At 69.2% G+C, this 24,307-nt stretch carries 22 protein-coding genes; 15 read left to right on the plus strand and 7 right to left on the minus strand.

What is annotated here, in order from left to right; translation table 11 throughout:
- The first annotated feature begins 2 nt into the window (after positions 1–2).
- The 14 genes from AC1RSK_RS10520 to AC1RSK_RS10585 all read left to right on the plus strand — a co-directional run bounded on the left by AC1RSK_RS10520 (position 3) and on the right by AC1RSK_RS10585 (position 11,414).
- Positions 3–2,282 (plus strand): TonB-dependent receptor, encoded by a 2,280-nt coding sequence (locus AC1RSK_RS10520; RefSeq protein WP_492907469.1) that lies wholly within the window; start codon positions 3–5, stop codon positions 2,280–2,282.
- Positions 2,283–2,297: 15 nt separating this feature from the next.
- A complete protein-coding gene (locus AC1RSK_RS10525; protein WP_492907470.1) occupies positions 2,298–3,152 on the plus strand; it encodes an alpha/beta fold hydrolase in 855 nt (284 codons plus the stop codon).
- A gap of 275 nt (positions 3,153–3,427) precedes the next feature.
- The gene (locus tag AC1RSK_RS10530) at positions 3,428–3,553 is read left to right on the plus strand and encodes a hypothetical protein (protein ID WP_492907471.1); all 126 of its coding nucleotides are present in this window, start codon (positions 3,428–3,430) and stop codon (positions 3,551–3,553) included.
- Between the two features lie 2 nt (positions 3,554–3,555).
- Complete coding sequence (locus AC1RSK_RS10535; RefSeq protein ID WP_492907472.1) at positions 3,556–3,831, plus strand: STAS domain-containing protein; 276 nt, start codon at positions 3,556–3,558, stop codon at positions 3,829–3,831.
- Positions 3,828–4,193, plus strand: a complete 366-nt coding sequence (locus AC1RSK_RS10540; RefSeq protein WP_492907473.1) for a response regulator — start codon at positions 3,828–3,830, stop codon at positions 4,191–4,193. The genes AC1RSK_RS10535 and AC1RSK_RS10540 overlap by 4 nt, the downstream gene beginning before the upstream one ends.
- Entirely contained in the window at positions 4,193–6,598 is a 2,406-nt protein-coding gene (locus AC1RSK_RS10545; protein ID WP_492907474.1) for a chemotaxis protein CheA, read from the plus strand. Before AC1RSK_RS10540 ends, AC1RSK_RS10545 begins: the two co-directional genes overlap by 1 nt.
- Before the next feature lie 5 nt (positions 6,599–6,603).
- Complete coding sequence (locus AC1RSK_RS10550; RefSeq protein ID WP_492907475.1) at positions 6,604–7,068, plus strand: chemotaxis protein CheW; 465 nt, start codon at positions 6,604–6,606, stop codon at positions 7,066–7,068.
- A gap of 5 nt (positions 7,069–7,073) precedes the next feature.
- Positions 7,074–7,949 (plus strand): CheR family methyltransferase, encoded by an 876-nt coding sequence (locus tag AC1RSK_RS10555; RefSeq protein WP_492907477.1) that lies wholly within the window; start codon positions 7,074–7,076, stop codon positions 7,947–7,949.
- Complete coding sequence (locus AC1RSK_RS10560; RefSeq protein WP_492907478.1) at positions 7,946–8,983, plus strand: protein-glutamate methylesterase/protein-glutamine glutaminase; 1,038 nt, start codon at positions 7,946–7,948, stop codon at positions 8,981–8,983. The genes AC1RSK_RS10555 and AC1RSK_RS10560 overlap by 4 nt, the downstream gene beginning before the upstream one ends.
- 7 nt (positions 8,984–8,990) lie before the next feature.
- A complete protein-coding gene (locus AC1RSK_RS10565) occupies positions 8,991–9,380 on the plus strand; it encodes a response regulator (RefSeq protein ID WP_492907479.1) in 390 nt (129 codons plus the stop codon).
- Positions 9,377–9,946: a chemotaxis protein CheD gene (locus AC1RSK_RS10570; RefSeq protein ID WP_492907480.1), complete on the plus strand. Its 570-nt coding sequence runs from the start codon at positions 9,377–9,379 to the stop codon at positions 9,944–9,946. Before AC1RSK_RS10565 ends, AC1RSK_RS10570 begins: the two co-directional genes overlap by 4 nt.
- Entirely contained in the window at positions 9,946–10,332 is a 387-nt protein-coding gene (locus AC1RSK_RS10575; RefSeq protein WP_492907481.1) for a DUF8776 family protein, read from the plus strand. The genes AC1RSK_RS10570 and AC1RSK_RS10575 overlap by 1 nt, the downstream gene beginning before the upstream one ends.
- A 3-nt stretch (positions 10,333–10,335) precedes the next feature.
- Positions 10,336–10,947, plus strand: coding sequence for a response regulator (locus tag AC1RSK_RS10580; RefSeq protein ID WP_492907482.1), 612 nt, complete (start codon positions 10,336–10,338; stop codon positions 10,945–10,947).
- Positions 10,944–11,414 (plus strand): hypothetical protein, encoded by a 471-nt coding sequence (locus AC1RSK_RS10585; RefSeq protein WP_492907483.1) that lies wholly within the window; start codon positions 10,944–10,946, stop codon positions 11,412–11,414. The genes AC1RSK_RS10580 and AC1RSK_RS10585 overlap by 4 nt, the downstream gene beginning before the upstream one ends.
- Positions 11,415–11,467: 53 nt before the next feature.
- Here the strand turns inward: AC1RSK_RS10585 and AC1RSK_RS10590 are convergent, their stop codons facing one another.
- Positions 11,468–13,384, minus strand: coding sequence for a methyl-accepting chemotaxis protein (locus AC1RSK_RS10590; protein WP_492907484.1), 1,917 nt, complete (start codon positions 13,382–13,384; stop codon positions 11,468–11,470).
- 319 nt (positions 13,385–13,703) lie between these two features.
- Between AC1RSK_RS10590 and AC1RSK_RS10595 the strand changes: the two genes are divergently transcribed.
- Positions 13,704–14,897, plus strand: coding sequence for a carbohydrate porin (locus AC1RSK_RS10595; RefSeq protein ID WP_492907485.1), 1,194 nt, complete (start codon positions 13,704–13,706; stop codon positions 14,895–14,897).
- Here AC1RSK_RS10595 and AC1RSK_RS10600 read toward each other — a convergent pair.
- The 6 genes from AC1RSK_RS10600 to AC1RSK_RS10625 all read right to left on the minus strand — a co-directional run bounded on the left by AC1RSK_RS10600 (position 14,894) and on the right by AC1RSK_RS10625 (position 24,063).
- Positions 14,894–15,712, minus strand: a complete 819-nt coding sequence (locus AC1RSK_RS10600; protein WP_492907486.1) for a phytanoyl-CoA dioxygenase family protein — start codon at positions 15,710–15,712, stop codon at positions 14,894–14,896. The genes AC1RSK_RS10595 and AC1RSK_RS10600 overlap by 4 nt on opposite strands.
- A 296-nt stretch (positions 15,713–16,008) precedes the next feature.
- Positions 16,009–16,632: a TetR/AcrR family transcriptional regulator gene (locus tag AC1RSK_RS10605; protein WP_492907651.1), complete on the minus strand. Its 624-nt coding sequence runs from the start codon at positions 16,630–16,632 to the stop codon at positions 16,009–16,011.
- A 92-nt stretch (positions 16,633–16,724) separates the two neighbouring features.
- Positions 16,725–18,317 (minus strand): AMP-binding protein, encoded by a 1,593-nt coding sequence (locus tag AC1RSK_RS10610; RefSeq protein WP_492907487.1) that lies wholly within the window; start codon positions 18,315–18,317, stop codon positions 16,725–16,727.
- Positions 18,314–20,227, minus strand: a complete 1,914-nt coding sequence (locus tag AC1RSK_RS10615) for a carboxylesterase/lipase family protein (protein ID WP_492907488.1) — start codon at positions 20,225–20,227, stop codon at positions 18,314–18,316. The genes AC1RSK_RS10610 and AC1RSK_RS10615 overlap by 4 nt, the downstream gene beginning before the upstream one ends.
- Positions 20,228–20,487: 260 nt before the next feature.
- A complete protein-coding gene (locus tag AC1RSK_RS10620) occupies positions 20,488–21,813 on the minus strand; it encodes a spinster family MFS transporter (protein ID WP_492907490.1) in 1,326 nt (441 codons plus the stop codon).
- Positions 21,814–24,063, minus strand: a complete 2,250-nt coding sequence (locus AC1RSK_RS10625; RefSeq protein WP_492907491.1) for a TonB-dependent receptor — start codon at positions 24,061–24,063, stop codon at positions 21,814–21,816.
- Positions 24,064–24,307 lie beyond the last annotated feature (244 nt).

Here is a 24,307-nt window from a genome sequence, read left to right on the forward strand (position 1 = left end):
CCATGCGCGCGCTTAAGCAACTGCTGGTGGCCGGCGCTTCGGTCGTCTGCCTCTGCATGGCCCTGCCCGCCAATGCTCAGGCTCCGGCCGCCGGCGAAACGGCTGATGTCGATGAACTGGTCGTCACCGCCCGGCGGCGCGAGGAGACGCTTGTCGATGTGCCGATCTCGATCACCGCCCAGTCGGGCGAGCAGATGGAGGCGCGCGGCGCGGTCGACATCACCGCCCTGCAGCGCGTGACCCCCAACCTCACCCTGCAGGTGTCGCGCGGCACCAACTCCACCCTCACCGCCTTCATCCGCGGCGTCGGCCAGCAGGACCCGCTGTGGGGCTTCGAGCCGGGCGTCGGTCTCTATGTCGACGACGTCTACATCGCCCGGCCGCAGGGCGCGGTGCTGGACATCTTCGACGTCGAGCGCATCGAGGTGCTGCGCGGGCCGCAGGGCACGCTGTACGGCCGCAACACCATCGGCGGGGCCATCAAATACGTCACCTCGCGCCTAGCCGACGATCAGGCCCACCTGCGGGTGCGCGGGGCGCTGGGCAGCTACGAGCAGCGCGACCTGATCCTCTCCGGCTCGGTTCCGATCACCGAGGGGCTGGTGGTCGGCGGCGCCATCGCCAGCTACGACCGGGCCGGCTTCGGCCGCAACCACTTCACCGGCGCCGACCAGTACAACAAGGACGTCATCGCCGGCCGCCTGACCCTGGAGGCCCAGCCGACCGACGGCCTCTTCCTGCGCCTCAGCGGCGACTATCTGGAAGACAACTCCAACGCCAACCACGGCCACCGCGAACGGCCCATCCCCGCCGCCCTGGCCGGCCTGGTCACCCCGGCCGAATGCCGGGTGGTGCTGAGCAACGAATACGACACCTGCGCCGGCCTCGGCGACGACAACCAGGTGATCACACAGGGCGCCTCCCTGCTGGCCGAATGGTCGGTCAGCGACGCCATCACCCTGAAGTCGGTCACCGCCTACCGCGACGGCGTCACCCACAGCCGCGGCATCGACTTCGACGGCACGCCGGCCCGGATTCTCGACGTCGCCGTCGAGGACACCGTCTACGAGGACGACCAGTTCTCGCAGGAATTCCAGCTGCTCTACGAGTCGGAGAAGCTGCAGGGCGTGGCAGGGGTCTACTACCTCGACGCCAACGCCAGCGGCCAGTTCGACACCATCCTGCAGGCGGCCGGCTTCACCCAGGGCACCTCCGGGGCGGTGACGACCAAGAGCATCGCCCTGTTCGGCGACTTCTCGTACGATTTCACCGACCGGCTGTCGGTGTCGCTCGGCGGGCGCTGGACCCGGGACGAGAAGGACGCGGTGGTCTTCAAGGCCAACTACCTGGGGCTGGGCAGTCCGATCACCGGCCGCAACGTCCTGCCCTTCGCCACCCTGACCAACTATTCGGCCTCGGCGACCTTCGAGGAGTTTACCCCGCGGGTCAGCGTCTCCTACGAACTGGCCGAGGACCTCAACCTCTATGTCGCCTATGGACGCGGCTTCAAATCCGGCGGCTTCGACATGCGCGGCGACGCCACCGCCACCCCCGCGACCCAGAACGGCTACGATCCGGAAGTGGTCGATTCCTATGAGCTGGGCCTGAAGGGCGTCGGCTTCGACCGCCGTCTGCGGGTCTCGACCGCCCTCTTCTACACCGACTACCAGGGCCAGCAGATCACCACCCAGCAGGTCAATCCGGCCGGCACCGGGGTGGTCAGCTTCGTCGACAACGTCGGCGCCTCAACCATCTGGGGCTGGGAGTTCGAGGGCCAGGCGCGCATCACCGACCGGCTGACCGCCAACCTGGCGCTGGGCTACGTCCATGCCGAGTTCGACGAGTTCCTGGCCTATGTGCCCAACGCCGCGCCGCCGCCGGTCTTCGTCCAGGCCGACGTGTCGGACCAGCGCCAGTTCCAGAACACGCCCGAGTGGACGGGCAACGTCAGCCTCGCCTACGACCAGCCGCTCGGCGAGCTGGGCAGCCTGAAGGTGCTGGGTTCGGTGTCCTTCCGGTCGGACACCTCGATGTTCGAGGTTCCCTTCCCCGAGATCGACCAGCCTGGTTACGAACTCTATGACCTCAGCGCCGTCTTCACTTCGGCCAATGAACAGTGGCGAGTCGGGCTGCACGGCCGCAACCTGACCGACGAGCGTTACCGCACCGGCGGCTACAATTTCGCCTTCACCACCCCCTCGACAATCATCTTCGGCGACTCGGTGATCGGCTTCTACGGCCCGCCCCGGACCGTGTCGCTGACCGTCGACTTCCGCTTCTGATCGCCGGGCTCAGCGGTGACAAACGACGAACATCTGGTCCAGGTCAGGACCGCCGACGGCCTGACCCTCGCCGCCCGGGACTATCCCGGTCCGGCCGGAGCGGGGACCGTTCTCTGCCTGCATGGCCTGACCCGCAACAGCCGCGACTTCGCCGGCCTGGCCGGGGTCCTGCAGGCCGACTGGCGGGTGCTGGCCCCGGACCAGAGGGGGCGTGGCCAGTCGGGCTACGACCCCGAGCCACTGAACTACGCCATCCCCATCCAGTGCCTCGACACCTGGGGACTGCTGGACGATCTGGGCGTCGAGCGGTTCGCCGTCGTCGGTACGTCGATGGGCGCCCTGATGGCCATCGTCATGGCCAATACTCAGCCCGGCCGGATCGCCGCCCTGGTGCTGAACGACGCCGGTCCGGTCATCGACCCGGCCGGCGTCGCCCGGATTCGCGCCTACGTCGGCCAGGGCGGCGTGGTCAGCACATGGGAAGAGGCCGCCGAGGCCCTGAAAGCCGTGCACGGGGCCGCCTACCCGACCTACGCCCCCGGGGACTGGCTGCGGATGGCCCGGGCCACCTATCGCCAGGACGGCGCGGGGCTGAGCCTCGACTACGACCCGGCCTTGGCGCGGGCGCTGGCCGTCGACAGCCCCGAGGCCGGCGACCTGTGGCCCGCGTTCGAGGTGCTGCGCACCATCCCCGCCCTGGTCGTCCGCGGCGCCCACTCCGACATCCTGGCGGACGACACCGCGGCCGAGATGACGCGGCGGTTTCCGAAGACGGAGCTCATCACGATCCCCGATCGTGGCCACGCCCCCGACCTGACCGAGCCCCAGGCCGTCGACGCCATCCAGGACTTCCTGGCCCGGAACCGCTGAGCCGGCCGCGACAGGCTCCCACTGCGGCCGAAAACCGGTGACGGAATTCCTTTCGGCGCCCGGGCCGGATACCCCCAAATCAGGGACGGTGCGGCGCCGTGCCGCGCCCTGATCGTCTTCGCGGGCGCCCCCCGGCCCAGGCGGCGTATTCGTCGAAATGCCGGCCCGGCGATGTTCTTTGTTTTGGGTCAGCTTTCTCAAGTTTAACCAAATGTTTTCCCGCCCCTGGGAAACGATGATCTCAGCGAATGAACATCGCTCCGGGGCTGCCTTCGATGAGTTTCTCTCTGTCTTCGCCTGGACTGCGCGCCAAGGTGGCCATCGGCCCGATGGCCGTCCCGCCGACCTGCGCCTGTCGCGCCTCGCTCCAGCCCGCCGAAGCCGGCCGGGAGGCCTTCTGACCATGAACATCCTTAAGCTCGACCAGCGCCTGACCGTCGACCAGGCTGGCCCGCTGCGCGACGGCCTGCTGGCCCATCGCGGCGGCCCCCTGACCCTGGACGCCAGCGAGGTCGAACGCCTCGGCGGCCCCTGCTTCCAGGTGCTGGCCGCGGCTCGCAAGACCTGGGCCGCCGACGGCCAGACCCTGACCTTCACCCAACCTTCGCCCGCCTTCGCCACCGGTCTCGCCGTGATGGGCGCGACCGACTGGATGCCGCAAGAGGACATTGCCTCATGAGCCTGACCATTCTCGCCGTCGACGACTCCCGCACCATTCGCGAGATGCTCGGCCACACCCTGCGCGCCGCCGGCTATCGGGTGGTCATGGCCGAGGACGGCGTCGCCGGCCTCGAAGCCCTGGAGCTCGAGACGCCCGACGTCATCGTCACCGACATCAACATGCCCCGTCTCGACGGCTTCGGCTTCATCGAGGCGGTGCGGGCCGGCGGCGCGGCGATGAGCAAGCCGATCCTGGTGCTGACCACCGAGGCGGAGCCGGAGAAGAAGGCTCGCGCCCGGGCCGCCGGCGCCACCGGCTGGATCGTCAAGCCCTTCGACCCGGTCAAGCTGGTCGACGCCATCCGGCGCGTGGCCGCCTGATGGCCGTCGATCCGATGGAGGCCATCCGGGCCACCTTCTTTATTGAATGTGACGAGCTGCTCGCCCAGCTCGAAGAAGGCCTGATGGCCATGGAGCAGGGCGAGGCCGACTCGGAGACCATCAATTCGGTCTTCCGGGCCGTGCACTCGGTCAAGGGCGGGGCCGGGGCGTTCGGCCTCGATCCGCTGGTCCGCTTCAGCCACGTCTTCGAGACCCTGCTCGACCAGATCCGCTCGTCCAAGGTCGAGCCCACCGAGACCGTCGTCGTCGCCCTGCTGCGGGCCGCCGACATGCTGGCCGACCACGTCGGCGCCGCCCGCGGCGGCGCGCCGGCCGACGAGACCCGTTCCGAACAGATCGCCGCCGCCCTGATGGCCCTGACCGTCGGCGGTTCGGCGCAAGCCTTCGAACCGGAGCCGCCCGAGATCGAAGGGCTGGCCTTTCAGCCGCTGACCATTTCGCTGGACGGCCCCGCGGACTTGCCCGACTTCGGCGCCCCGCTGGCCGCCGATTTCACGCCCGAGCTGGCCGCCGATGCGCCGCTCGGCGAAGCCGACCTCGACGAAACCGACTGGATCGTCCGCTTCCGCCCCCACGTCGCCCTCTACGCCAAGGCCAACGACGCCGCCCTGGTGCTGCGCGAGCTGGCCGGGCTGGGCAGCGCCATCATCACCCTCGACGACAGCGACCTGCCGGCGCTCGAGGACATGGACCCGAGCCTGGCCTACCTGGCCTGGACCGTCCGCCTGCCGTTCCACGTCGAAGAGGCCGACATCCGCGAGGCCTTCGCCTTCGTCGACGAGGACTGCGACCTGGAGATCGGCCGCGACGGCGCTCCAGCCCTTCCTGAGATCCTTCCCTCTTTCGGCGGTCTTTCCTCCTCCGGCGACCTTCCCGCTTCCGAAGACCTCGCCGACTTCGACATCTCGGCCCTGATCCAACCGCCGATCGAAGAGGAAGCGCCACCCGTGGACCTGCTCAACAGCCTGTTGGCCCAGGTTCAGGATGCGCCGGCCGCTATGCCGGCCCCCGCACCCGCACCGGCGCCGGCGCCTCCCCAAGCCCCGCCGCCGCCCCTCGCGGCGGTGGTCGAGGCCGCTCCGAAGCCCGAGGCCGCCCCAAGGGCGGAGGCCGCCGCGGCCGCGCCGCAGGCCATCATCCCCCAGACCATCCGCGTCGATCTCGACCGGGTCGACCGGCTGATCAACCTGGTCGGCGAGATGGTCATCAACCAGGCCATGCTGGCCCAGCGGGTGATGGAGTCCGGGGCCGGCAAGGCCGCCGACGTCAACCTGGCGCTGACCGAGCTGGAGCTGCTGACCCGCGGCATCCAGGACAGCGTCATGGCCATCCGCGCCCAGCCGGTGAAGTCCGTCTTCCAACGCATGCCGCGGCTGGTCCGCGAAGTGGCCGAGGCCACCGGCAAGCGCGTCCGCCTGGTCACCGAGGGCGAGGGCACCGAGGTCGACAAGACCGTCGTCGAACGCCTGTCCGACCCGATCACCCACATGATCCGCAACGCCATCGACCACGGGCTGGAAACCCCGGCCGAGCGCGAGGCGAACGGCAAGCCCGGCGAGGGCGTCGTGCGCCTGACCGCCGCCCACCGCTCGGGCCGGATCGTCATCGAGGTCGCCGACGACGGCCGGGGCGTCGACCGCCCCCGGGTCAAGGCCAAGGCCATCGAAAAGGGCCTGATCGCCCCCGACGCCCAGCTGTCGGACGAAGAGATCGACAACCTGATCTTCCTGCCCGGCTTTTCGACCGCCTCGGCGGTGTCGGACATCTCCGGCCGCGGCGTCGGCATGGATGTGGTCAAGCGCTCGGTGCAGGCGCTGGGCGGCCGCATCGCCATCATCTCCACCCCGGGCCAGGGCTCGCGCTTCTCGCTCAGCCTGCCCCTGACCCTGGCCGTGCTCGACGGCATGGTGGTGACGGTCGGCGACCAGACCCTGGTCGCGCCGCTGACCGCCATCATCGAGAGCCTGCGCCCCCGGGCCGGCGAGGTCCGCCCGCTCGGCCCCAGCCACCGGGTGCTGCAGATCCGCGACGAGTATGTGCCGCTGATCGACACCGGCGCGGCGCTGGGCTTCGGCGCCTCGCTGCTGCAGCCGACCGAGGGCGTCGCCCTGCTGGTCGAGAGCGAAGTGGGCCGCGTGGCCCTGATGGTCGATCACATCCAGGGCCAGCGCCAGGTGGTCATCAAGAGCCTGGAGACCAACTACCGCTCCACCGATGGCGTCGCCGCCGCCACCATCCTGGGCGACGGCCGCGTCGCCCTGATCCTCGATATCGACGGCCTGGTCGCGTCCCACCGCCGGGCCGCCCCGCGTCCTGAAGCCCAATCTTCGACGGCAACGGCCCCGACCCCGGCGGCCCCAACTTCAATGGCCCTGACTGGATGATCCCCATGAGCGAAGCCGCTGACAGCGCCCGCGAGGGCAGTGAACTGATCTCCTTCCGCATCGGCGAGCAGGAGTTCTGCGTCGACATCATGGCGGTGCGCGAAATCCGTGGCTGGACCCCGGCCACGCCCGTGCCCCACTCGCCCGGCTTCGTCCGCGGCGTCATCAACCTGCGCGGCGCGGTGCTGCCGGTCATCGATCTGGCCGACCGGCTGGGCCTGGGCGTCGCCGAGGAATCGGCCCGCCACGTGATCATCGTCGTGCAGATCCGCAAGCGTATCGTCGGCCTGCTGGTCGACGCGGTCTGCGACATCCTCTCGACCGCCGAACACAAGGTCCAGCGCACGCCGGACCTGGCCGGCGACCAGATGCAGAACTTCGTCCGCGGCCTGATCGCCCTGGAGGGCCGGATGATCAGCCTCATCGACCTGGACCTGATCCTCGACCACCCGCAGGCGGAGGCCGCCTGATCTCCATGGCCGCGACGGACGCTTCATCTCTTCAGGCTTCGGGCGGCGCCCGGGAGTTCGCCTTCACAGGCGAGGACTTCCGCACGATCGCCGCCGTGCTGCACGGCGACGCCGGCATCTATCTGCCGGACACCAAGGCCACCCTGGTCTATTCGCGGCTGGCCAAGCGGCTGCGCGTCCTCGGTCTTTCCAGCTTCCGGGAATACTGCGCTCTGATCCAGGGCAACGACGGTCTCGACGAGCGTCAGGCCATGCTGGCCGCCCTGACCACCAACGTCACCCGCTTCTTCCGCGAACCGCACCACTTCGACGACCTGCGCCAGAACGTGATGCCCGGCCTCGCCGCCAAGGCCCGTTCCGGCGGCCGGGTGCGGCTGTGGTCGGCCGGCTGCTCGACCGGGCCTGAGCCCTACTCCATGGCCATGACCCTGCTGTCGGTGCTGCCCGACGCGGCGCGCCACGACATCAAGATCCTGGCCACCGACATCGACCCCAACGTCGTCGAAACCGCCCGCGCCGGGGTCTACAGCCGCGAAGCCCTGGAGTCGGTGCCGGCCGGCGACCGCAAGCATCTGGTCCGCGACAACGCCGCCGGCCCCGACATGTGGCGGCTGTCCGACGAGGCCCGCGACCTGATCGCCTTCCGCGAACTCAACCTCATCCGCCCCTGGCCGATGAGCGGCAGGTTCGACGTCATCTTCTGCCGCAACGTGGTCATCTACTTCGACGACGCCACCCAGGAGCAGGTCTGGAAAAAGTTCATCGATGTGATGAACCCCGGCGCCCGCCTCTACATCGGCCATTCCGAACGGGTCAGCGGCGACGGCGGCCGGCTGATCAGCGACGGCCTGACGGCCTACCGGCTCGGGGGCGCCCGATGAGCCGTATCACCGTCCTGGTCGTCGACGACTCCCCGACCATGCGCAGCCTGATCAGCGCCGTGCTGCGCCGCGATCCCGACATCGAGGTGATCGGCGCCGCCGGCGATCCGCTGGAGGCCCGCGAGGCCATCAAGCGGCTGAACCCGGACGTCATCACCCTCGACATCGAGATGCCGAACATGAGCGGCATCGAGTTCCTCGAGAAGATCATGCGCCTGCGCCCGACGCCGGTGATCATGATCTCCACCCTGACCCAGGCCGGGGCCGACATCACCATCGAGGCCCTGGCCCTGGGCGCCGTCGACTGCGTCGGCAAGCCCGGGCACGGCGTCACCGCCGCCGACGCCTTCGCCGGCCTGACCGACAAGGTGAAGGCCGCCGCCCGCTCGCGGCTGCGGCCGTTCGGCGACGCGGTGCGGCCGACGGCCAGCGCGGCGGTCTTCCGGCCGAACGGTTCGGTCATCGCCATCGGCTCCTCGACCGGCGGGGTCGAGGCCCTGCTGACCGTCATCCCCACCCTGCCGGCCAACGGCCCGCCCACCGTCATCACCCAGCACATGCCGGGCACCTTCACCAAGAGCTTCGCAAAGCGGCTGGACTCCTCTTCGGCGGTCACCGTCACCGAGGCCGAGGACGGCGACCTGCTGGAGCCGGGCCGGGCCTTCCTGGCCCCCGGCGGCGATCGTCACCTGACCGTCGAGCGGTCCGGCGGACAGCTGCGCTGCCGCCTGCGGGCGGGCGAACCGGTCAACGGCCACTCGCCGTCGGTCGACATGCTGTTCCACTCGGTGGCCGAGGCGGTCGGCAAGAAGGCGGTCGGGGCCATCCTCACCGGCATGGGCCGCGACGGCGCCAAGGGCCTCCTGGCCATGCGCCAAGCGGGGGGCAGGACCCTGGGCCAGGACGAGGCGTCCTGTGTCGTCTACGGCATGCCGCGCGCGGCTTTCGAAATCGGCGCCGTCGAGCGCCAATTCCCCCTTTCCCGCATGGGCGCGCAGATCCTCGCCGCCTGTGTCCAGTCGCCCGAGGGTTAGAGCAAAAATGCCAGCCGCTTCCGCCATCTCCGTGCTCGTCGTCGACGACCAGATGACCATCCGGTCGCTGGTCCGATCGGGCCTAACTCAGCTCGGCTTCAAGGACGTCCGCGAGGCCGCCGACGGCGAGGCCGCCCTGCGCGTCCTGCTGGCCAAGCCGGCCCACCTGATCATCTCCGACTACAACATGCCCAAGCTGGACGGCCTGGGCCTGCTGCGCGCGGTGCGGGCCCACCCACCCTTCCGGACCACGGCCTTCATCATGCTGACCGGCCGCGCCGACACCGACCTGGTGCAGCGGGCGGTGCAGTTCGGGGTCAACAACTACCTGGTCAAGCCGTTCACGGTTCAGGTGCTGAAGGAAAAGATCGAAGCTGTTTTCGGCGCTCTGACATGAAGCAGGGCGTCCTCGAGGCCACTGTCGGCCGTACCCTGCATATCGGCCAAGGCGAGCATCAGATCTCGTCCGAGCCCGGCGTGGTCATCACCACCATCCTCGGCTCCTGCATTGCCGCCTGTATCCGCGACCCGCAGGCCGGGCTGGGCGGCATGAACCACTTCCTGCTGCCGGAAGGCGACGCCGCCGCCGACAGCGAGGCCGGCCGCCGCTATGGGGTCAACGCCATGGAGCGGCTGATCAACAGCCTGCTGGCCGCCGGCGCCCGGCGCGAGCGGCTGGAAGCCAAGCTGTTCGGGGGCGCCAGCATGTTCGACCGGCTGCGCAACATCGGGGGCGAGAACGCCGCCTTCGCCCACCGCTTCCTCAACGCCGAAGGCATCGTCGTGGTCGGCGGCGACACCGGCGGGGACAAGGCCCGCCGGGTTCGCTACTGGCCGGCCACCGGCCAGGCGATGCAGCGGCTGCTGACCGACGCCGACCCGACGGTGTTCGTCCGCGAACGCGCCGTGGCCGTCGCGCCGCCAGCGCCGGCCGCCGACAGTGGCGATCTGGAGCTGTTCTGATGAACCCAGCCGCGTCCCTGGCCCTGATCGCCGCCGAGTTCGCGCCGCACCGGCTGAGCGGTGTGCTCGACGGCGTGGCGCACGAACTGGAACGGCTGGAGCACAAGGTTCTGCGCCTGCAGGAGGTCTGCAACGGCCCCGATCCCGATCCGGCCATGGTGCTCGAGCTTCAGGTTCTCGACCTGATGACCCAGAAGCTGTCGGCCCTGTCGCTGTTCGTCCGTGAACTGATCGTGGTGCTGCCGGAAGATCCGATGCTGGACCTCACCGGCCTGTTGCGGGCCGTTCCGCTGCAGGACCTCGCCGACCGCCTGAGCGCCCGAGCCGCCGGGATCCCGACACAGACCGTCGAGGATCGCGAAGCCGGCGACTTCGATCTGTTCTGACCGATGACGACCCTCCCCCCTCTCCTCTCGTCCAACACCCGGATCGACCTGTCGCGCAGCCGCGCCCTGCTGCTGGACGACAACCGGGCCCACCTGGACATGCTGGGCGGGGTGCTGAACGGATTCGACCTGCGCAAGCAGAACAAGTGTGAGACCGTGCTCCACGCCCAGGACGCCCTCTATGGCGCCCAGTTCGACCTGGTCATGGTCGAGGCGGCCATGGCCAAGGAGGACGGCTTCGAATTCATCCGCTGGCTACGGCGCAGCGGGCCGGAGAACAATCGCACCGCCCCGGTCCTGGTCGTCACCGGGGCCACCCGCGCCGACGAAGTGGCCATGGCCCGCGACTCCGGCGCCAACTTCGTGGTCGCCAAGCCGGTGACGCCGATCATCCTTCTGCAGCGCATCGTCTGGCTCGGCCGCGACGCGCGAATGTTCGTTGAAGCCGAGAGCTACGTAGGGCCCGACCGCCGCTTCAAGGCGTATGGGCCGCCCCTTGGCATGAAGGGCCGCCGCAAGGACGACCTCAACGCCAAGATCGGGCTCGCTTCCGAGCCGAACATGTCCCAGAACGAGATCGATATGCTGGTCAAACCCTCCCGGGTGGTGCTGTGAGCGTCGTCCGCACCTTCAAGGCGCACAACCCGCTGGCCGCCGCGGTCAAGGGTGACAGCGGCTTGCGTGTCGACACCGCGGTCAAGAGCGCTGGCGAACAACTCCAACGGATGCAGGACCCCATGCGGGAATCCCTGCGCCAGTGGATCACGGAGATCGTCGCCCTGTCGGCCGAGCCGACGCCGGACCTGGCCCGCCTAGCCTGGTTGGCCAATGGCGTGCTCGGCGTCGCCGGCGCCTGTGGGCTGGAGGGCCTGGCCCGTTGCGGGGCTCTGTTTGGCCGCGGCATCGAGGTCATGGGCCAAGAAGGGTGCGGCTGGCGCGCCGACGCGGCCCGCCTCTATGCCGCGTCGCTGGTCAGGCTGCTGGAAGGCAATGCGCAGAAGCCCGAAGTGGACGCCGTGCTGACCTCACTGGAAGCCCTCAACCGCCGGATCGCGGAAACCGGCGCGTCAGCCGCGGGCTGACGCTTTCCGGGTGCGGGCCGAAAGGCTCGAAGCCCTACGCGCCGGGACCGGCGCTAGAACTCTTCCCACTCGTCGGTTTTGCGCTGGGCCCCACCCTGACCCATCACCTTCATGGCGGTCTGGGTGCGGACCGGGGCCGGGGCCGGGGCCGGGGCCTGGGTCGGGGTGGAGACCACGCGGCGGGCCGCCGTGTCGCCGACCTGGAAGTGGCCGATCAGGGCGGCCAGGCTCTCGGCCTGCTGGGCCAGGGCGTGGCTGGCGGCGGTGGTCTCCTCGACCATGGCCGCGTTCTGCTGGGTGACCTGGTCCATCTGGTTGACGGCGGTGTTGACCTCCGCCAGCGCCGTGGCCTGTTCCCGCGCCGAGGCGGCGATCTCGGAGACCAGGGCGTTGACGCCCCCGACCTTCTCGACGATCCGCAGCAGAGTCTCGCCGGTCTGGCCGACCAGGGAGACGCCGCGACCGACATGCTGGCCGCTGGTCGAGATCAGGCCCTTGATCTCGCGGGCCGCCTCTGCGGACCGCTGGGCCAGGGCCCGGACCTCCTGGGCGACGACCGCGAAGCCCTTGCCGGAGTCGCCGGCCCGGGCCGCCTCGACGCCGGCGTTGAGGGCCAGCAGGTTGGTCTGGAAGGCGATCTCGTCGATGACCCCGATGATCTGGCCGATCTCGCGCGAGGACTCCTCGATGGCGCTCATCGCCGAGGTGGCGTCGCGGACGATGGCGCCGCTCTGCTCGGCCTCGCTGGAGGCGGCCTCGGCGGCCTGGCGGGCCTGGGTGGCGCTTTCGGCGGCGCGGCGGACGGTGGCGGTGACCTCGTCCAGGGCGGCGGCGGTCTCCTCCAGGCTGGCGGCCTGCTGCTCGGTGCGGCGCGACAGGTCGTCAGAGGCCTGCGAGATCTCGTCGGCGCCCGTGTGGATGCTGTCGGTCGAGGTGCGGACGGTGCGCATGGTCGCCTGCAGCCGGTCGACGGCGGCGTTGAAGTCGGCCCGCAGGCGCTCGTACTCGGACCCGAAGGGCTGGTTGAGGCGATAGGTCAGGTCGCCTTCGGCCAGGCTGGACAGGCCCTGGGCGAGGGAGGCGACGACCTGGCGCTGAGTCTGTTCGGCGGCGGCGCGGCGGGTTTCGTTGTCGCGGCGCTCTTCCTCGATCTTCTCGCGCTCGTCGGCGGCTTCCAGCTCCACCTGGCGGTCGGCGACGGCCTGGCGGAAGGCGAGCAGGGCCTTGGCCATGACGCCGATCTCGTCCTTGCGGCCGGTATGCGGCGGCTCGACCGACATGTCGCCCTTCGACAGGCGGGTCAGGGCGACGGTGATGTCGCTCAGCGGCCGCACCAGCGCCTTGCGGGCGACCAGGATCAAGAGGCCGGCGAACACCACGCCGAAGCCCAGCATGACCAGCATCAGGATCTGCGCCAGCCCGGCCTCGGTGGTGGCGACCTTGGCCTGGGCCTTGGCGGCGGCCTCGATCTTGTCGGTGGCCTCCTCCATCTTGCCTTCCAGGGCCTGGAACTGGGTCATGAAGTCGGGGGTGGCGACGGTTCCGGCCTCCAGGCTCTGTTCGGCGGCGGCGACGGTGCTCTCGGCCGAGGCGATGTAGGCAGCCAGGGGCGCCTCAAGGGCCTCCAGCGCCGCCTTGGCGGCGGGGTCGGTGGCCAGGGTCTTGTTCTGCGCGACCGCGTCGCGGAAATTCTTGGTGTGCTCGGCGACCTCGGCCTTCACCTCGGCGAACGACACGCCCGTGGCCGGGTCGGCGGCGCGCAGGGCCGACAGCACATCGGCCCGCAGGGCGTCGTGCATCATGTCGGCGTACAGGTGGTTGCGCAGCACCGAAGCCGATCGCGTCGAGTCGTTGAGGTGGGCGGTGAGGCTGAACGCGGCCCAGATGCCGCCCCCGGCGGTGACGCCGGCCAGGATCAGGACGGCGAGACCGGCTGCCATCACCTTGCCGTTGATCGACGAGAAGTTCATTGCGCTCTCCGACCCCTCCCCTGGGGATGGTAGACGAAGTAATGTCAGAACCTTGCTCGACAATTAACCCTTAGAATCGCGCCCCTTCCGCGACCGGTGTGGCAATTCGAAGCGGTTTCTTCATCGCGTCATGAACAGTTGAATTCTTGTATTCTACGCCAAAGACAAACCCCGCCACGCTCTCTCGTTTTCAAAACTCGGCACTGAATATCGGCGAGAGGTCCTTGCCGGATACCTGCATCATCGGCGAAATTCTCAAAATTAACCGGGATTTAGACAGTTCCGTCAATTCTTACGCTCGAAGACTCGGGAGGACGGAATGTCTGCTTATCGGGCCGCGCAGAACCGCGCGGCTGTGCTTTTCGCGGTGCTGGCCATGACCGCGGCCGCTCCGGCCCTGGCGCAGGACAAGACCGAGGATGGCCCCTGGACCGTCGAGGCGACCTACACGGCCGACGTCATCGGCCCCGTCGCCGGCGGCCTGAACCACAGGGCCGAGGTGCTCGACAACATCGACGTCATCGCCGACCTCGACCTGGGCAAGGCCATGGGCTGGGACGGCGCCAGCCTGCACGGCTACCTGCTGTCCAACAACGGCGGCATCCCCAACGACAACGCCGGCACGCTGCAGGGCATCGACAACATCGAGGTCGCCCGCCAGGGGGCCCGGCTGTACGAGCTGTGGCTGGAAGCGCCGCTCGGCGAGAAGACCAGCGTGCGGGCCGGCCTCTACGACCTCAACAGCGAGTTCTACGCCAACGATTCCGCCGGCCTGCTGATCAACCCCTCCTTCGGCATCGGCTCGGAGCTGGCCGCCACCGGTCCCAACGGCCCCTCGATCTTCCCCTCGACCGCCCTGGCCGTGCGCCTGAGCCACGAGTGGGACGGCGGCTATGTGCGCGGCGCGGTGCTCAATGCCCATGCCGGCGTGCCCGGCGACCCGGACGGCGTCGACCTGGAGTTCGACAGCGGCGCCCTGGTCATCGCCGAGGCCGGCCTGACCGGCAACCTGCGCCTGTCGGTCGGCGTCTGGCGCTACAGCGACGACCAGGACGACATCCGCGACCTCACCCCCGGCGGCGATCCCGTGCAGCGCACCGCCCAGGGCCTCTACGTCTCCGGCGAGCGGGTGCTGGCCGGCGATGCGGACGGCGAGGGCCAGCTGGTCACCGGCTTCTTCCGGGCCGGGGTCTCGGACGGCGACACCAGCCCCTTCAAGGGCGGCTGGCAGGCCGGGGTGCTGGTCGAGCGGGTCTTGGCGAGCCGCCCCGACAGCGCCTTCTCGGTCGGCGTGCAGCAGGGCTACCTGTCCTCCAAGATGCGCGCCAACATGGCCGGCGGCGGAGTCGATGCTTCCCAGGCCGAGACCGGCGTCGAGCTGACCTGGTCCGACCGCCTGAACGACCGCGTCACCCTCCAGCCCGACCTGCAGGTCATCCTCGACCCGGGCGGCGAGTCCGGGGCCGATCCGGTGGTGGTGCTCGGGCTGCGGCTGACCATCGACCTGCTCTAGACCTGTTTCCGGGCCGCCGCGTCCGCCTCGCGGTCCCACATCACCTTGTACGGAGCCCCGTCCAGCAGCCGCTGGGCGGGGCTCTGTTTTTCGATCTGGCCGATCAGGCCGCGATAGACGCCATAGCCGACCAGTTCCTGCAGGCGCGGTTCGAAGGTCTTCACCAGCGCCACGGGCAGGCCCAGCTGCTGGTTCTCCTGCTGGCGGATGTAGCCGGCGCAGTAGTTCATGGCGATGCCGGTCCGCCGCCCCTGACTGCGGTTGGCGCCGCCGCCATGCCACAGCGAGCCATCCCAGATGAGCACCGAGCCCCGCTTCATCACCGCCGGGATGGTTTCATAGTCGCCGCCGTACTCCGGATTGGGGGCCAGGTGGCTGCCGGGGACCAGGCGGGTGGCGCCGTTCTCGTCGGTGAAGTCGGTCAGCGCCCACATCGAGTTGCAGACCACCGCCGGGTGCGGCTTGGGGATGGGGATGATCTGGTCGTCGGCATGGATCGGCTGGGCGATCTGGCCGGGGTCGATGGCGATCGAGGCCAGGGAGGAGATCAGGCATTCGGGGCCGAGCACCGCATCGATCAGCGGCAGGACGGCGGGATGGACCGGCACCTTGGCGAACACCTCGCCCAGGGCCAGCAGGTTGTAGATGCGGACGGTGTTGTCGCCCTCGAAGGGGTTCATCGCCGGCCGGGCCCCGAGCTCGCGCTCCAGCCGCTCGACGGTTTCGAGAAGCTCATCCACGAGGTCGGGCGCAATGGCGTCCTCGACGATGGTGTAGCCGTCGGTCTTCAGCCGCGCGACATGCTGGTCGAACATTGGAACCACCCCGGAAGGCTCTTGCGGCCTCTGAAGCGATTATAGCAGGAAATCGCCGGAGGTTGGAAAAATTTCTCTTGTTAAATCAACCACCTAAAGGGTTGAAGCAGCCTACTCATCACCGCCCGGCAGACGGCGCGCAGGCTCGGATCGACCTACCGCCATCCACCCTGGAGCAGACGAGCAGAGGGGACGCATTGAATTGCCGTGCATCGCTGGTGCGGTGTTGGCGCTGGCGCCAGCGGCAATTCAATGTGTCCCCGCTTCACCCCGATGAATATGTCTAGACATATTACTCAGAGGGCCGGGCGCGACTTGCAGATGGCGTGGAAGCCGGCGGCCATGAAGGTGGCGATGCGCAGCTTGATGGCCTCGAAGTCCTCCGACTGACAGAGGCCGCCGGACAGCCGGTCGATGCGGCCGGTGCGGGCCAGGGTCAGCATCAGGGCGCCGGTGACGAAGTGGTAGCCCCAGAACAGGTCCTCGCGGGAGCAGTCCGGCAGCGCCTTCTCGAGGATGTCGACCAAGCGCAGCACGACCGGATCGAAGTGGGTGTCCATCAGCACCGAGCCCTCTGGGGTGTTGGAGACCTGGGCCCCCAGGGCGCCGTAGTTGCGCCAGCCCTCGCCGCCCCGGATGTAGAGGTCCAGGTCGGTGTCGAGGAAGGCGTGCAGGGCGCCCTCGACGGTCGGCTTGCCGGCGGCGGAGGCCTCGTAGTCGTTCAGCGCCTTCATGCGCAGGTCGATGGTCACCCCGGCGCGGCGGGCGAACACCGCGTCGAACAGCTTCTTCTTGTCCTCGAAATAGTAGTTCAGCAGCGTGTGGTGGACGCCGACGGCCTTGGCCACGTCCTTGAGGGTGACGCCGTACAGGCCATGCTTGGAAAACAGCAGCTCGGCGGCGTCGAGGATCTGCTCCATCGACTCGGCGCGCTGTTCGGCCTTGGTGGAGCGGCGCCGGGATGTCTGGGCTTGGGGCACGCGGTACTCTTTCAGGGCTGGCAAGGGCAGCGTCAAGTCGCCGGCCCGCCGTATTCGGCCCGCAGCCGGATCTTGTCGATCTTGCCCGTGGCGGCCAGCGGCATGCTGGGCAGACGGACGATGTCGTCGGGGATCCACCAGGGCGCCACCCGGCCGCGCAGGGGGGCCAGCAGGGCCTCGTCGCTGACTTCGCCCGTGTCGCGCAGCTCGACCAGCAGGATCGGCCGCTCGCCCCATTTGGCGTCGCTGCGGCCGATGACGGCGGCCAGGGAGACCTGTGGCAGGGCCCCGACGACGGCCTCGATCTCGACCGGGTTGATCCATTCGCCGCCGGACTTGATCAGGTCCTTGGCGCGGCCGGTGATGATCAGGTTGCCGGCCTCGTCGATGCGGGCCAGATCGCCGGTGTCGAACCAGCCGTCGGCGTCCAGCGCGGTGTCGGTCTCGCCGAAGTAGCGCTCGACGACGGCGACGCCGCGCACCTTGAGGTTCCCCTCGGCGTTGCGCTGCCGGGGCAGCGGCCGGCCTTGCGGATCGGTGATCAACAGGTCGATGCCGAGCGCCACGCGGCCGGAATGGGCGGCCGGGCGATCAGGATCGCTGAGCGGCGTGACCGTGCCCGAGGGCGAGAGCTCGGTCATGCCCCAGGTGGTCTGGACCTTGACCCCGAGGCGGGTTTCGAGCCGCGCCATCAGGGCGGCCGGCATCGGCGCGCCGCCGACGACGATGCGCCTGAGGCTGGGGACCTCGGTCCCGGTCGCTTCCAGATGTTCCAGCAGGCCGAGCCAGACCGCCGGCACCCCGACGGCGGTGGTGACGCCCTCGGCGCGGATCAGCCGCGCCAGGCTGGCCCCGTCATTGTGGCGGCCGGGCAGCACCAGCTTGCCGCCGGCGGCGGGGACAGCGAAGGGCAGGCCCCAGGCGTTGGCATGGAACATCGGCACCACGGCCAGCACGCTGTCGGCGCAGGACACGGCCATGGCGTCGACCTGCAGCAGCCGCTGGGCGTGCAGGAAGCTGGAGCGATGGGTGAAGGTGACGCCTTTGGGCGCCCCCGTCGTGCCGGAGGTGAAGCAGAGGCCGCAGGGGTGGGTCTCGTCGAACCGGCCCCAGGCGGGGCGGTCCTGGCAGGCTTCGATCAGCGGTTCGAGAGACACGACCACCGGCCGGCCGGCGGCGGTTTCCGCGACCTCGCCGTCGATGACCAGCAGCCGTTCCACAGCGGTGGCGCGCTCGGCGACCTGACGGGCCAGGGGCAACAGGTCGGCGCTGACGATCAGGGTGCGGGCCCCGGAGCGGTCGAGCATCCAGGCGATCTGGTCGGCATGCAGGCGCGGATTGAGGGTGTGGCAGACGGCCCCCATGCCCATGATGGCGTACCAGGCCTCGACATGGGCCTGGCTGTTCCAGGCCAGGGTGGCGACGCGATCGCCTAGGCCGGCGCCGAGGTTTTGCAGCACGCCGGAGACGCGCCGGCTGCGGTCCTCGAGCTCGGCATAGCCGATGCGGATGGTGCGGCCATCTTCGCAGGCCGTGACGACTTCGGCGCGCGGATGCCACTTCGCGGCGTGGGTCAGGACCTTGTCGAGCGTCAACGCGAATGGCTGCATGGCCCCGTCGATCATTGGGTCTCCGGAGAACTTGGGGGGCCAGGGCTTGTAGGAACAGGCGCCCAAGACGGGGTCAGCCGCCGTGAGAGGTCCCTTCTCCCCTTGTGGGAGAAGGTGGCCCCCCCGGGTCCGGCCAAAGGCCGGCCCGAGGACAGGCTAAGGGCCGGTTGAGGGGTCGATAGGTCTTCAAGCCGCGCTGAGGGGGTTGCCGCAGGCGGTGTCGGAAGCCGGTGAGCCCCCTCATCCGCCCCCTTCGGGGGCACCTTCTCCCACGAGGGGAGAAGGGAGCCCCGAGGCGAACTCACGAACGTCGGCTCGGAGCCCATTGCAGCGGGCTTGAGCGGCAGTGGCGGCGAGACGATGCCGAGGTTCCAGTTCCAGGGGATGGTACCGATCGCCCGCCGGCGCAGGACCACCTCTTCATGCAGGGCGTACATGCCCGGCATCAGCCCGACCTTGGGACGCGGCTGGTCCTCGTAGGCCATGTAGGCGTGGTTGGAGCCGTAGGGGGTCCAGCCGCCGCCCGGCGCGCCGGTCTTGACGAAAGCCGCCCAGTGGCCCGCGAGAGACTCGCCGAAGGCCGCCTCCTCCGGCGTCGTCGGCATCCTGGGCCAGGCCCCGGGGAAGCGGTCGGAGAGGCCGAAGACGTAGGGAATCTCGGCGGCGTGGAAGGCGTGCAGCCCGGCCTGGTCGGCGGCCGGATAGCCGTGGTCGAACAGGTAGAGGAAGGCCGGCTGGCCGAGCGCCGTCTGCTTGGCGGCGAGCCGTTCGGCGGTCCAGCCGTAGATGCCGTCGCGGGTCGAGGCGAGGAGGCTCTCGGGCATGTTCGAGGCCGGGTAGAGGCGCAGGAATTCATCGGCCAGCGGGCCGTAGCGCTGGCGGATGGCGGTCTCGTAGGCCCCGGCGGTGGCGGGCGGCTTGGGGGCGAGGAAGCGCAAGGAGCGGATCTCGCCGCTGTTGAATCCGGCCAGCACCGGGACCGGCGCCTGTTCGCCGCGGTCGAGGACCTCGACCAGTTGGCGCGGCAGCACCTTGCCGTCGATGTTGCCGAACGGCGGGTAGCCGGCCAGCACTGCCTTCCAGGTCAGGTCGGTGGCGTCCATGGCCCGCAGGCGGACGAGGCCGCGCACGCCGATCTTGGAGGTCAGGGTTTCGCCGATGGTCTCGGCCGGAATCTCGCCGAAGCGCGGCTCGCGCAGCGACGGGGTCGAGATCATGTAGGCGCTCTGGACGATGGCCTTGTGGAACAGGCCCCGGGCCTTGGGCGCGGCCATCAGGTAGAGGATGGAGAGGCCGCCGGCCGACTCGCCGGCGACGGTGACGTTGGCGGGATCGCCCCCGAAGGCGGCGATGTTGCGCCTGACCCATTCCAGCGCGGCGATCTGGTCGAGCAGGCCGTAGTTGCCGGAGACGCCGTCCGGCGACTCGGCCGAGAGGTCGGGATGGGCGAGGTAGCCCAGGACGCCGAGCCGGTAGTTGATCGACACCACCACGACACCGCGCCGGGCCATGGCCGCGCCGTCGTAGAGGCCGGAGCGGGCCGAGCCGCTGACCAGCGAGCCGCCGTGGATCCAGACCATGACCGGGGCCTTGGTCGTACTTGCCGGCCGCCAGATGTTCAGCGACAGGCAGTCCTCGCTGAAGGCGCCGAGGTCTTCCGAATAGATGCTGCCCGGCCGCGACGGCGGCTGGATGCAGGCGGGGCCAAAGGCGGTGGCGTCGCGAACGCCGGACCAGGTCGGCGCCGGGGTCGGGGGTTTCCAGCGGTTCTGACCGGTCGGCGGGCCAGCGTAGGGGAGGTTCTTGAAGGTGTCGACGCCGTTGCTGGTTTGGCCGCGGACGGAGCCGGCGGGGGATTGGACGACCGGGCCGGTGGCGGCGAGGGCGGGGGTGGTTGTCAGAACGAGGCTGGCGAGGAGGGCCAAGGCGGGCAGACGGATGCGAACAGATCTTTGGGGGTTCGCCTCTGGTCTCCCTTCTCCCCTCGCGGGAGAAGGTGTCGGCGAAGCCGACGGATGAGGGGGCTCACCGGCCTCCGACACAGCCCGGCCCGACCACCTCTGCGCGGTTGAAAGGACAAGGAGCCCCCTCATCCGGCCCTTCGGGCCACCTTCTCCCACGAGGGGAGAAGGGACACTCACGGCGGCTGACCGAATTTTGGTCCGCATGAAACGAAGGGGATGGGTCATGCCACGGCTCCCTTTGCCGCCTGCTCTTCCCGACCCAGCGCGCGGGCCAGGAACAGGAACAGGATCACCGCCAGGAGGTAGAAGGGGACCAGGGTGTAGAGGGCCAGCTGCAGGGAGTGGCCGGGCGACACGGCCTTGAACCAGTCGCTCACCGCGCCGAGGTAGGTCGGCCCCAGACCCAGGCCGATCAGGTTCATGACCAGCAGCAGCAGGGCGCCCGACAGCACCCGCTGGTGCGGCGCCACCTCCTCCTGCACCAGCGCCACCGAGGGCGACAGGTAGAAGTAGTTGAGGAACATCGGGACCGTCAGGAACGCCAAGGACACCTGCCAGGTCGGGGCCCAGACGAAGCCGATGTAGAAAGGGACTGCCAGGGTGAGGGAAGCCGCAGGCAGCCAAGCGTAGGCCCGCTTGGTCTTCGGGACGAGCCAGTCGGCCAGCCGGCCGGCCACGAAGATGCCGCCACCGCCCGCGAGGCCGATGACGAGGGCGTAGTAGAGGGCCACCTGCTGCAGCGTCATGCCCTTTTCCCGCATCAGGAACAGGGTGGCGAAGTTGAGGAGGGCGTAGGTGACGAACTGGGTGGCGCCGCCGGCCAGGGCGGTGAGGCGCAGGACCGGGCGGGCGAAGAACAGGCCGCAGGTCGTCCAGAAAGATTCCCGGACTTGCGGCAGCGCGGTGTCGCCCGCCTTGCGGTCGAGGCCGCCGCGCGGCGGTTCGCGCAGGGTGAAGAAGACCAGGGCCGCCGTGGCCACCCCGACCGCGCCGACGGCCACGAAGGCGCTGCGCCAGTCATAGGCGGCGGCGATAGAGGCTCCGAAGGCGACGCCGAGCATCTGGCCGATGGCCGGGCCGAGGTTGAACAGGCCCAGCGCCGTGCCCCGCGTGCCGGGACCGAAGTAGTCGCTGATGATGGCGTAGGAGGGCGGCACCCCGCCGGCCTCCCCCACCCCCACCGCCATGCGGGCGACGACCAGCTGCGGATAGCTCGACGACACGCCACAGGCGATGGTGGCGGCGCTCCACAGGCCGCAGGCGACGGCCACCAGCTTCACCCGATTGGTGCGGTCGGCCAGCCAGCCGACCGGGATCGAGATCGTGCAGTAGAACAGGGCGAAGTAGAGCCCGGTGATCAGGCCGATCTGGCCGTCGGAGATATGCAGGTCATCCTGGATCGGCTTGGCCAGGATCGACAGCAGCTGCCGGTCCAGGAAGTTCAGCACATAGACGAAGCAGAGGACGACCAGCACGAACCAGGCGCGGCCAGCCGGCTTGGCGGCAGACGCGTGCGCGCCCGCCGTTTGGGAGAGAGTCCCGGCCATCTAGAAGTCGTAAGCCAGGCGGATGCCGATGGTGCGCGGCCGCTGGGTCGCGTAGCGGCTGGCCACGAAGGCTTCGGGGTGGACGTAGGTGATCTTGTGCTCGTCGAAGAGGTTCTCGACGTAGGCGCCGATCGTGAACCTGTCGAAGGCGATGGCGAAGTTGGCGTTCACGTTGTCCCAGGCGTCGGTGTAGTCGTAGGTCGGGCTGACCACGGCCGGCCGGCCGGGCGTGTTCGGGAACTGGCCCGGGAACGACCCGATGTGGGAATAGACCAGCGAGGCGTTGGCCTCGCCCCAGGCGCCCAGCGGCCAGCGGTAGTTGATGTAGGCCGAACCCTGGAATTTCGGGAACGACAGCCGTGAGCCCTTTTCGGCCCCGGAGATGGCCGCTTCCGCCGCCGTCAGGTCGGTGACCTTGGACTCGTTGAAGCCGCCGTTGAGGCCGAGCGTCAGGCCTTCGGTCGGCAGGACCATGATCTCGAACTCGAAGCCCTTGGAGACCGCGCCGCCGATGTTGGTGGCGAACTGGATGCTGTCGGAGACGCGGTTGGCCTGGACCTGGATGTTCTGCCAGTCGATGTAATAGAGGGCCAGGTTGGCGTGCAGCCTGCCGTCGAACCAGCGGCCCTTGAGACCCAGCTCATAGTTGGTCAGGTCGTCGGAATCGGCGCCGTAGGGGATGACCAGGTCGGTGGGATCGATGGTGCTGGCGCGGCCGGCGAAGGCGTTGACCACCGGGGTGCGGAAGCCGGTCGAGTAGGTGAAATAGGTGGTCATGTTCGGCATCGGCCGCCACGACAGGCTGAACTTCCAGCTGGGATCGCTGGCCTCGACCTTGACCCCCTTGGCCTTGGCGATCGGGGTGATCGTCAGCGGGCCGGGGATGAAGAACAGCGCCTTGACGAAGTAGTTGGAATTATAGCCGCCCTCGGTGAAGCCCTGGGAGTCGACCGAGGCGTAGCGCATGCCGCCGGTCGCCCACAGGTCGTCGGTGAAGCGGTAGGTCAGCTCGCCGAACAGCGCCTTCTCGTGGCTGATGAAGTGGCTGTACTGGCGATTGTAGTACTCATCGGTCAGGCCGGTGATGCCGCGGGCCGCCAGGAACTCGGGGGTCGAGCGGTACTGGTAGTCCACGTCCAGCCGGCGATCGAGGTAGAAGCCGCCGATCGACCAGTCCCACTTGCCGCCCGGGTCGGAGACCAGCCGGGCCTCCTCGACGAAGGTGTCCTGGAAGCCCAGCGCGTCGAGGGCGAAGGGGATGGCGCCGCCGAAGGTGCCGGCCAGGTCGACGAAGAACAGCTGGTCGAACTTCGACTGGGTGGTCGACGAGGTGAAGCGGGCGCCGTCGAACTGATAGTCGACGGTGGCGTTGAAGGTGGTCAGCTTGCCGACGAACTGGTCGGGCCGGTCGGAGTTGCGCTTGTCCCAGCCCAGCGCCGGGTTGGTCAGGCCGGAGTCTTCCGGATTGGATTTCTCGTAGGAGGCCAGGAGCTTGATCGACAGCCGGTCGGTCGGCTCCCACAGGACATTGAAGCGGCCACCCCAGTCGATCAGGGTGTTGGAATTGTTCTGGCCGGTGCCGAGGTTGTCCACCCAGCCCTCTTCATCGCGGTAGAAGCCGACGAGGCGGACGCCGAGCGTGTCCTTCACGATGGGGGCGTTGACCATGACGTTGTAGCGCTGGCGCAGGGCGTCGCCGTCGGCGATGCCCAGGTCGACCAGGGCCGAGACGTCGAATTCGGTGAGGTCGGGCTTCCTGGTCAGGATGCGCAGGGCGCCCGACAGCGAGCCGGAGCCGAACAGGGTGCCCTGCGGCCCGCGCAGGAACTCGACCCGCTCGATGTCGTAGATGTTGGGGTCCAGCACGGTGGTGTTGCCGATCGTCGAGATCGGCAGCTCGTCGATGTAGACCGCCACCGTGCTCTGCAGGTTGGCGCCGTAGCCGTTGGTGGCGATGCCGCGGGCGGTGAAGTTGTTGAAGTTGGCGGTCGGGCGGTTGAGCACGACGCCGGGCGTTTCGGCGGCCAGGCCCTCGTAGCCGACGGCGCCCTTGGCGGTCAGCTCTTCCTGCGAATAGGCGGTGATGCTGAGCGGAACGTCCTGGATCTTCTCGTCGCGGCGGGTGGCCGAGACGATGACCTCATCGACGTCGGCGGCGGGGGCGGCCGGCTGGCCCTCGGTCTGGCAAAGCGCGGGCGTGGCGGCGCCCAGAGCGACGGCGCAGGCCGTCGCGAGCAGATAACCCTTCATCATTCCCTCCCTGTCAGCGCCGATCTTTCGCCGGGCTGTTGCGTGGACGATGCGACGAGGGTCGCTCACCTGTCAATCTTCACTCTCACGAGCGTGAATGTTTTTCGAAACGAGCGTTTGGAAGGTGCGCCGCCCCGCTTGGTCCGTGAGCGGAGGTTGGTGAGTTCGCCTCGGGGCGCCCTTCTCCCCTCGTGGGAGAAGGTGCCCCCGAAGGGGGCGGATGAGGGGGCTCCCCGGCCTACGA

It is taken from the genome of Caulobacter sp. GW821-FHT11A05, assembly GCF_058809015.1.

What these genes read in the sequence shown, in the direction of transcription:
- AC1RSK_RS10575 (WP_492907481.1), top strand. Translation starts at nt 9,946, where the DNA reads ATGAACCCAGCCGCGTCCCTGGCCCTGATCGCCGCCGAGTTCGCGCCG.
- AC1RSK_RS10535 (WP_492907472.1), top strand. Translation starts at nt 3,556, where the DNA reads ATGAACATCCTTAAGCTCGACCAGCGCCTGACCGTCGACCAGGCTGGC.
- AC1RSK_RS10520 (WP_492907469.1), top strand. Translation starts at nt 3, where the DNA reads ATGCGCGCGCTTAAGCAACTGCTGGTGGCCGGCGCTTCGGTCGTCTGC.
- AC1RSK_RS10565 (WP_492907479.1), top strand. Translation starts at nt 8,991, where the DNA reads ATGCCAGCCGCTTCCGCCATCTCCGTGCTCGTCGTCGACGACCAGATG.
- AC1RSK_RS10550 (WP_492907475.1), top strand. Translation starts at nt 6,604, where the DNA reads ATGAGCGAAGCCGCTGACAGCGCCCGCGAGGGCAGTGAACTGATCTCC.
- AC1RSK_RS10560 (WP_492907478.1), top strand. Translation starts at nt 7,946, where the DNA reads ATGAGCCGTATCACCGTCCTGGTCGTCGACGACTCCCCGACCATGCGC.
- AC1RSK_RS10530 (WP_492907471.1), top strand. Translation starts at nt 3,428, where the DNA reads ATGAGTTTCTCTCTGTCTTCGCCTGGACTGCGCGCCAAGGTGGCCATC.
- AC1RSK_RS10600 (WP_492907486.1), bottom strand. Translation starts at nt 15,712, where the DNA reads ATGTTCGACCAGCATGTCGCGCGGCTGAAGACCGACGGCTACACCATC.
- AC1RSK_RS10545 (WP_492907474.1), top strand. Translation starts at nt 4,193, where the DNA reads ATGGCCGTCGATCCGATGGAGGCCATCCGGGCCACCTTCTTTATTGAA.
- AC1RSK_RS10555 (WP_492907477.1), top strand. Translation starts at nt 7,074, where the DNA reads ATGGCCGCGACGGACGCTTCATCTCTTCAGGCTTCGGGCGGCGCCCGG.
- AC1RSK_RS10610 (WP_492907487.1), bottom strand. Translation starts at nt 18,317, where the DNA reads ATGATCGACGGGGCCATGCAGCCATTCGCGTTGACGCTCGACAAGGTC.
- AC1RSK_RS10620 (WP_492907490.1), bottom strand. Translation starts at nt 21,813, where the DNA reads ATGGCCGGGACTCTCTCCCAAACGGCGGGCGCGCACGCGTCTGCCGCC.
- AC1RSK_RS10590 (WP_492907484.1), bottom strand. Translation starts at nt 13,384, where the DNA reads ATGAACTTCTCGTCGATCAACGGCAAGGTGATGGCAGCCGGTCTCGCC.
- AC1RSK_RS10570 (WP_492907480.1), top strand. Translation starts at nt 9,377, where the DNA reads ATGAAGCAGGGCGTCCTCGAGGCCACTGTCGGCCGTACCCTGCATATC.
- AC1RSK_RS10580 (WP_492907482.1), top strand. Translation starts at nt 10,336, where the DNA reads ATGACGACCCTCCCCCCTCTCCTCTCGTCCAACACCCGGATCGACCTG.
- AC1RSK_RS10540 (WP_492907473.1), top strand. Translation starts at nt 3,828, where the DNA reads ATGAGCCTGACCATTCTCGCCGTCGACGACTCCCGCACCATTCGCGAG.
- AC1RSK_RS10605 (WP_492907651.1), bottom strand. Translation starts at nt 16,632, where the DNA reads ATGGAGCAGATCCTCGACGCCGCCGAGCTGCTGTTTTCCAAGCATGGC.
- AC1RSK_RS10625 (WP_492907491.1), bottom strand. Translation starts at nt 24,063, where the DNA reads ATGAAGGGTTATCTGCTCGCGACGGCCTGCGCCGTCGCTCTGGGCGCC.
- AC1RSK_RS10595 (WP_492907485.1), top strand. Translation starts at nt 13,704, where the DNA reads ATGTCTGCTTATCGGGCCGCGCAGAACCGCGCGGCTGTGCTTTTCGCG.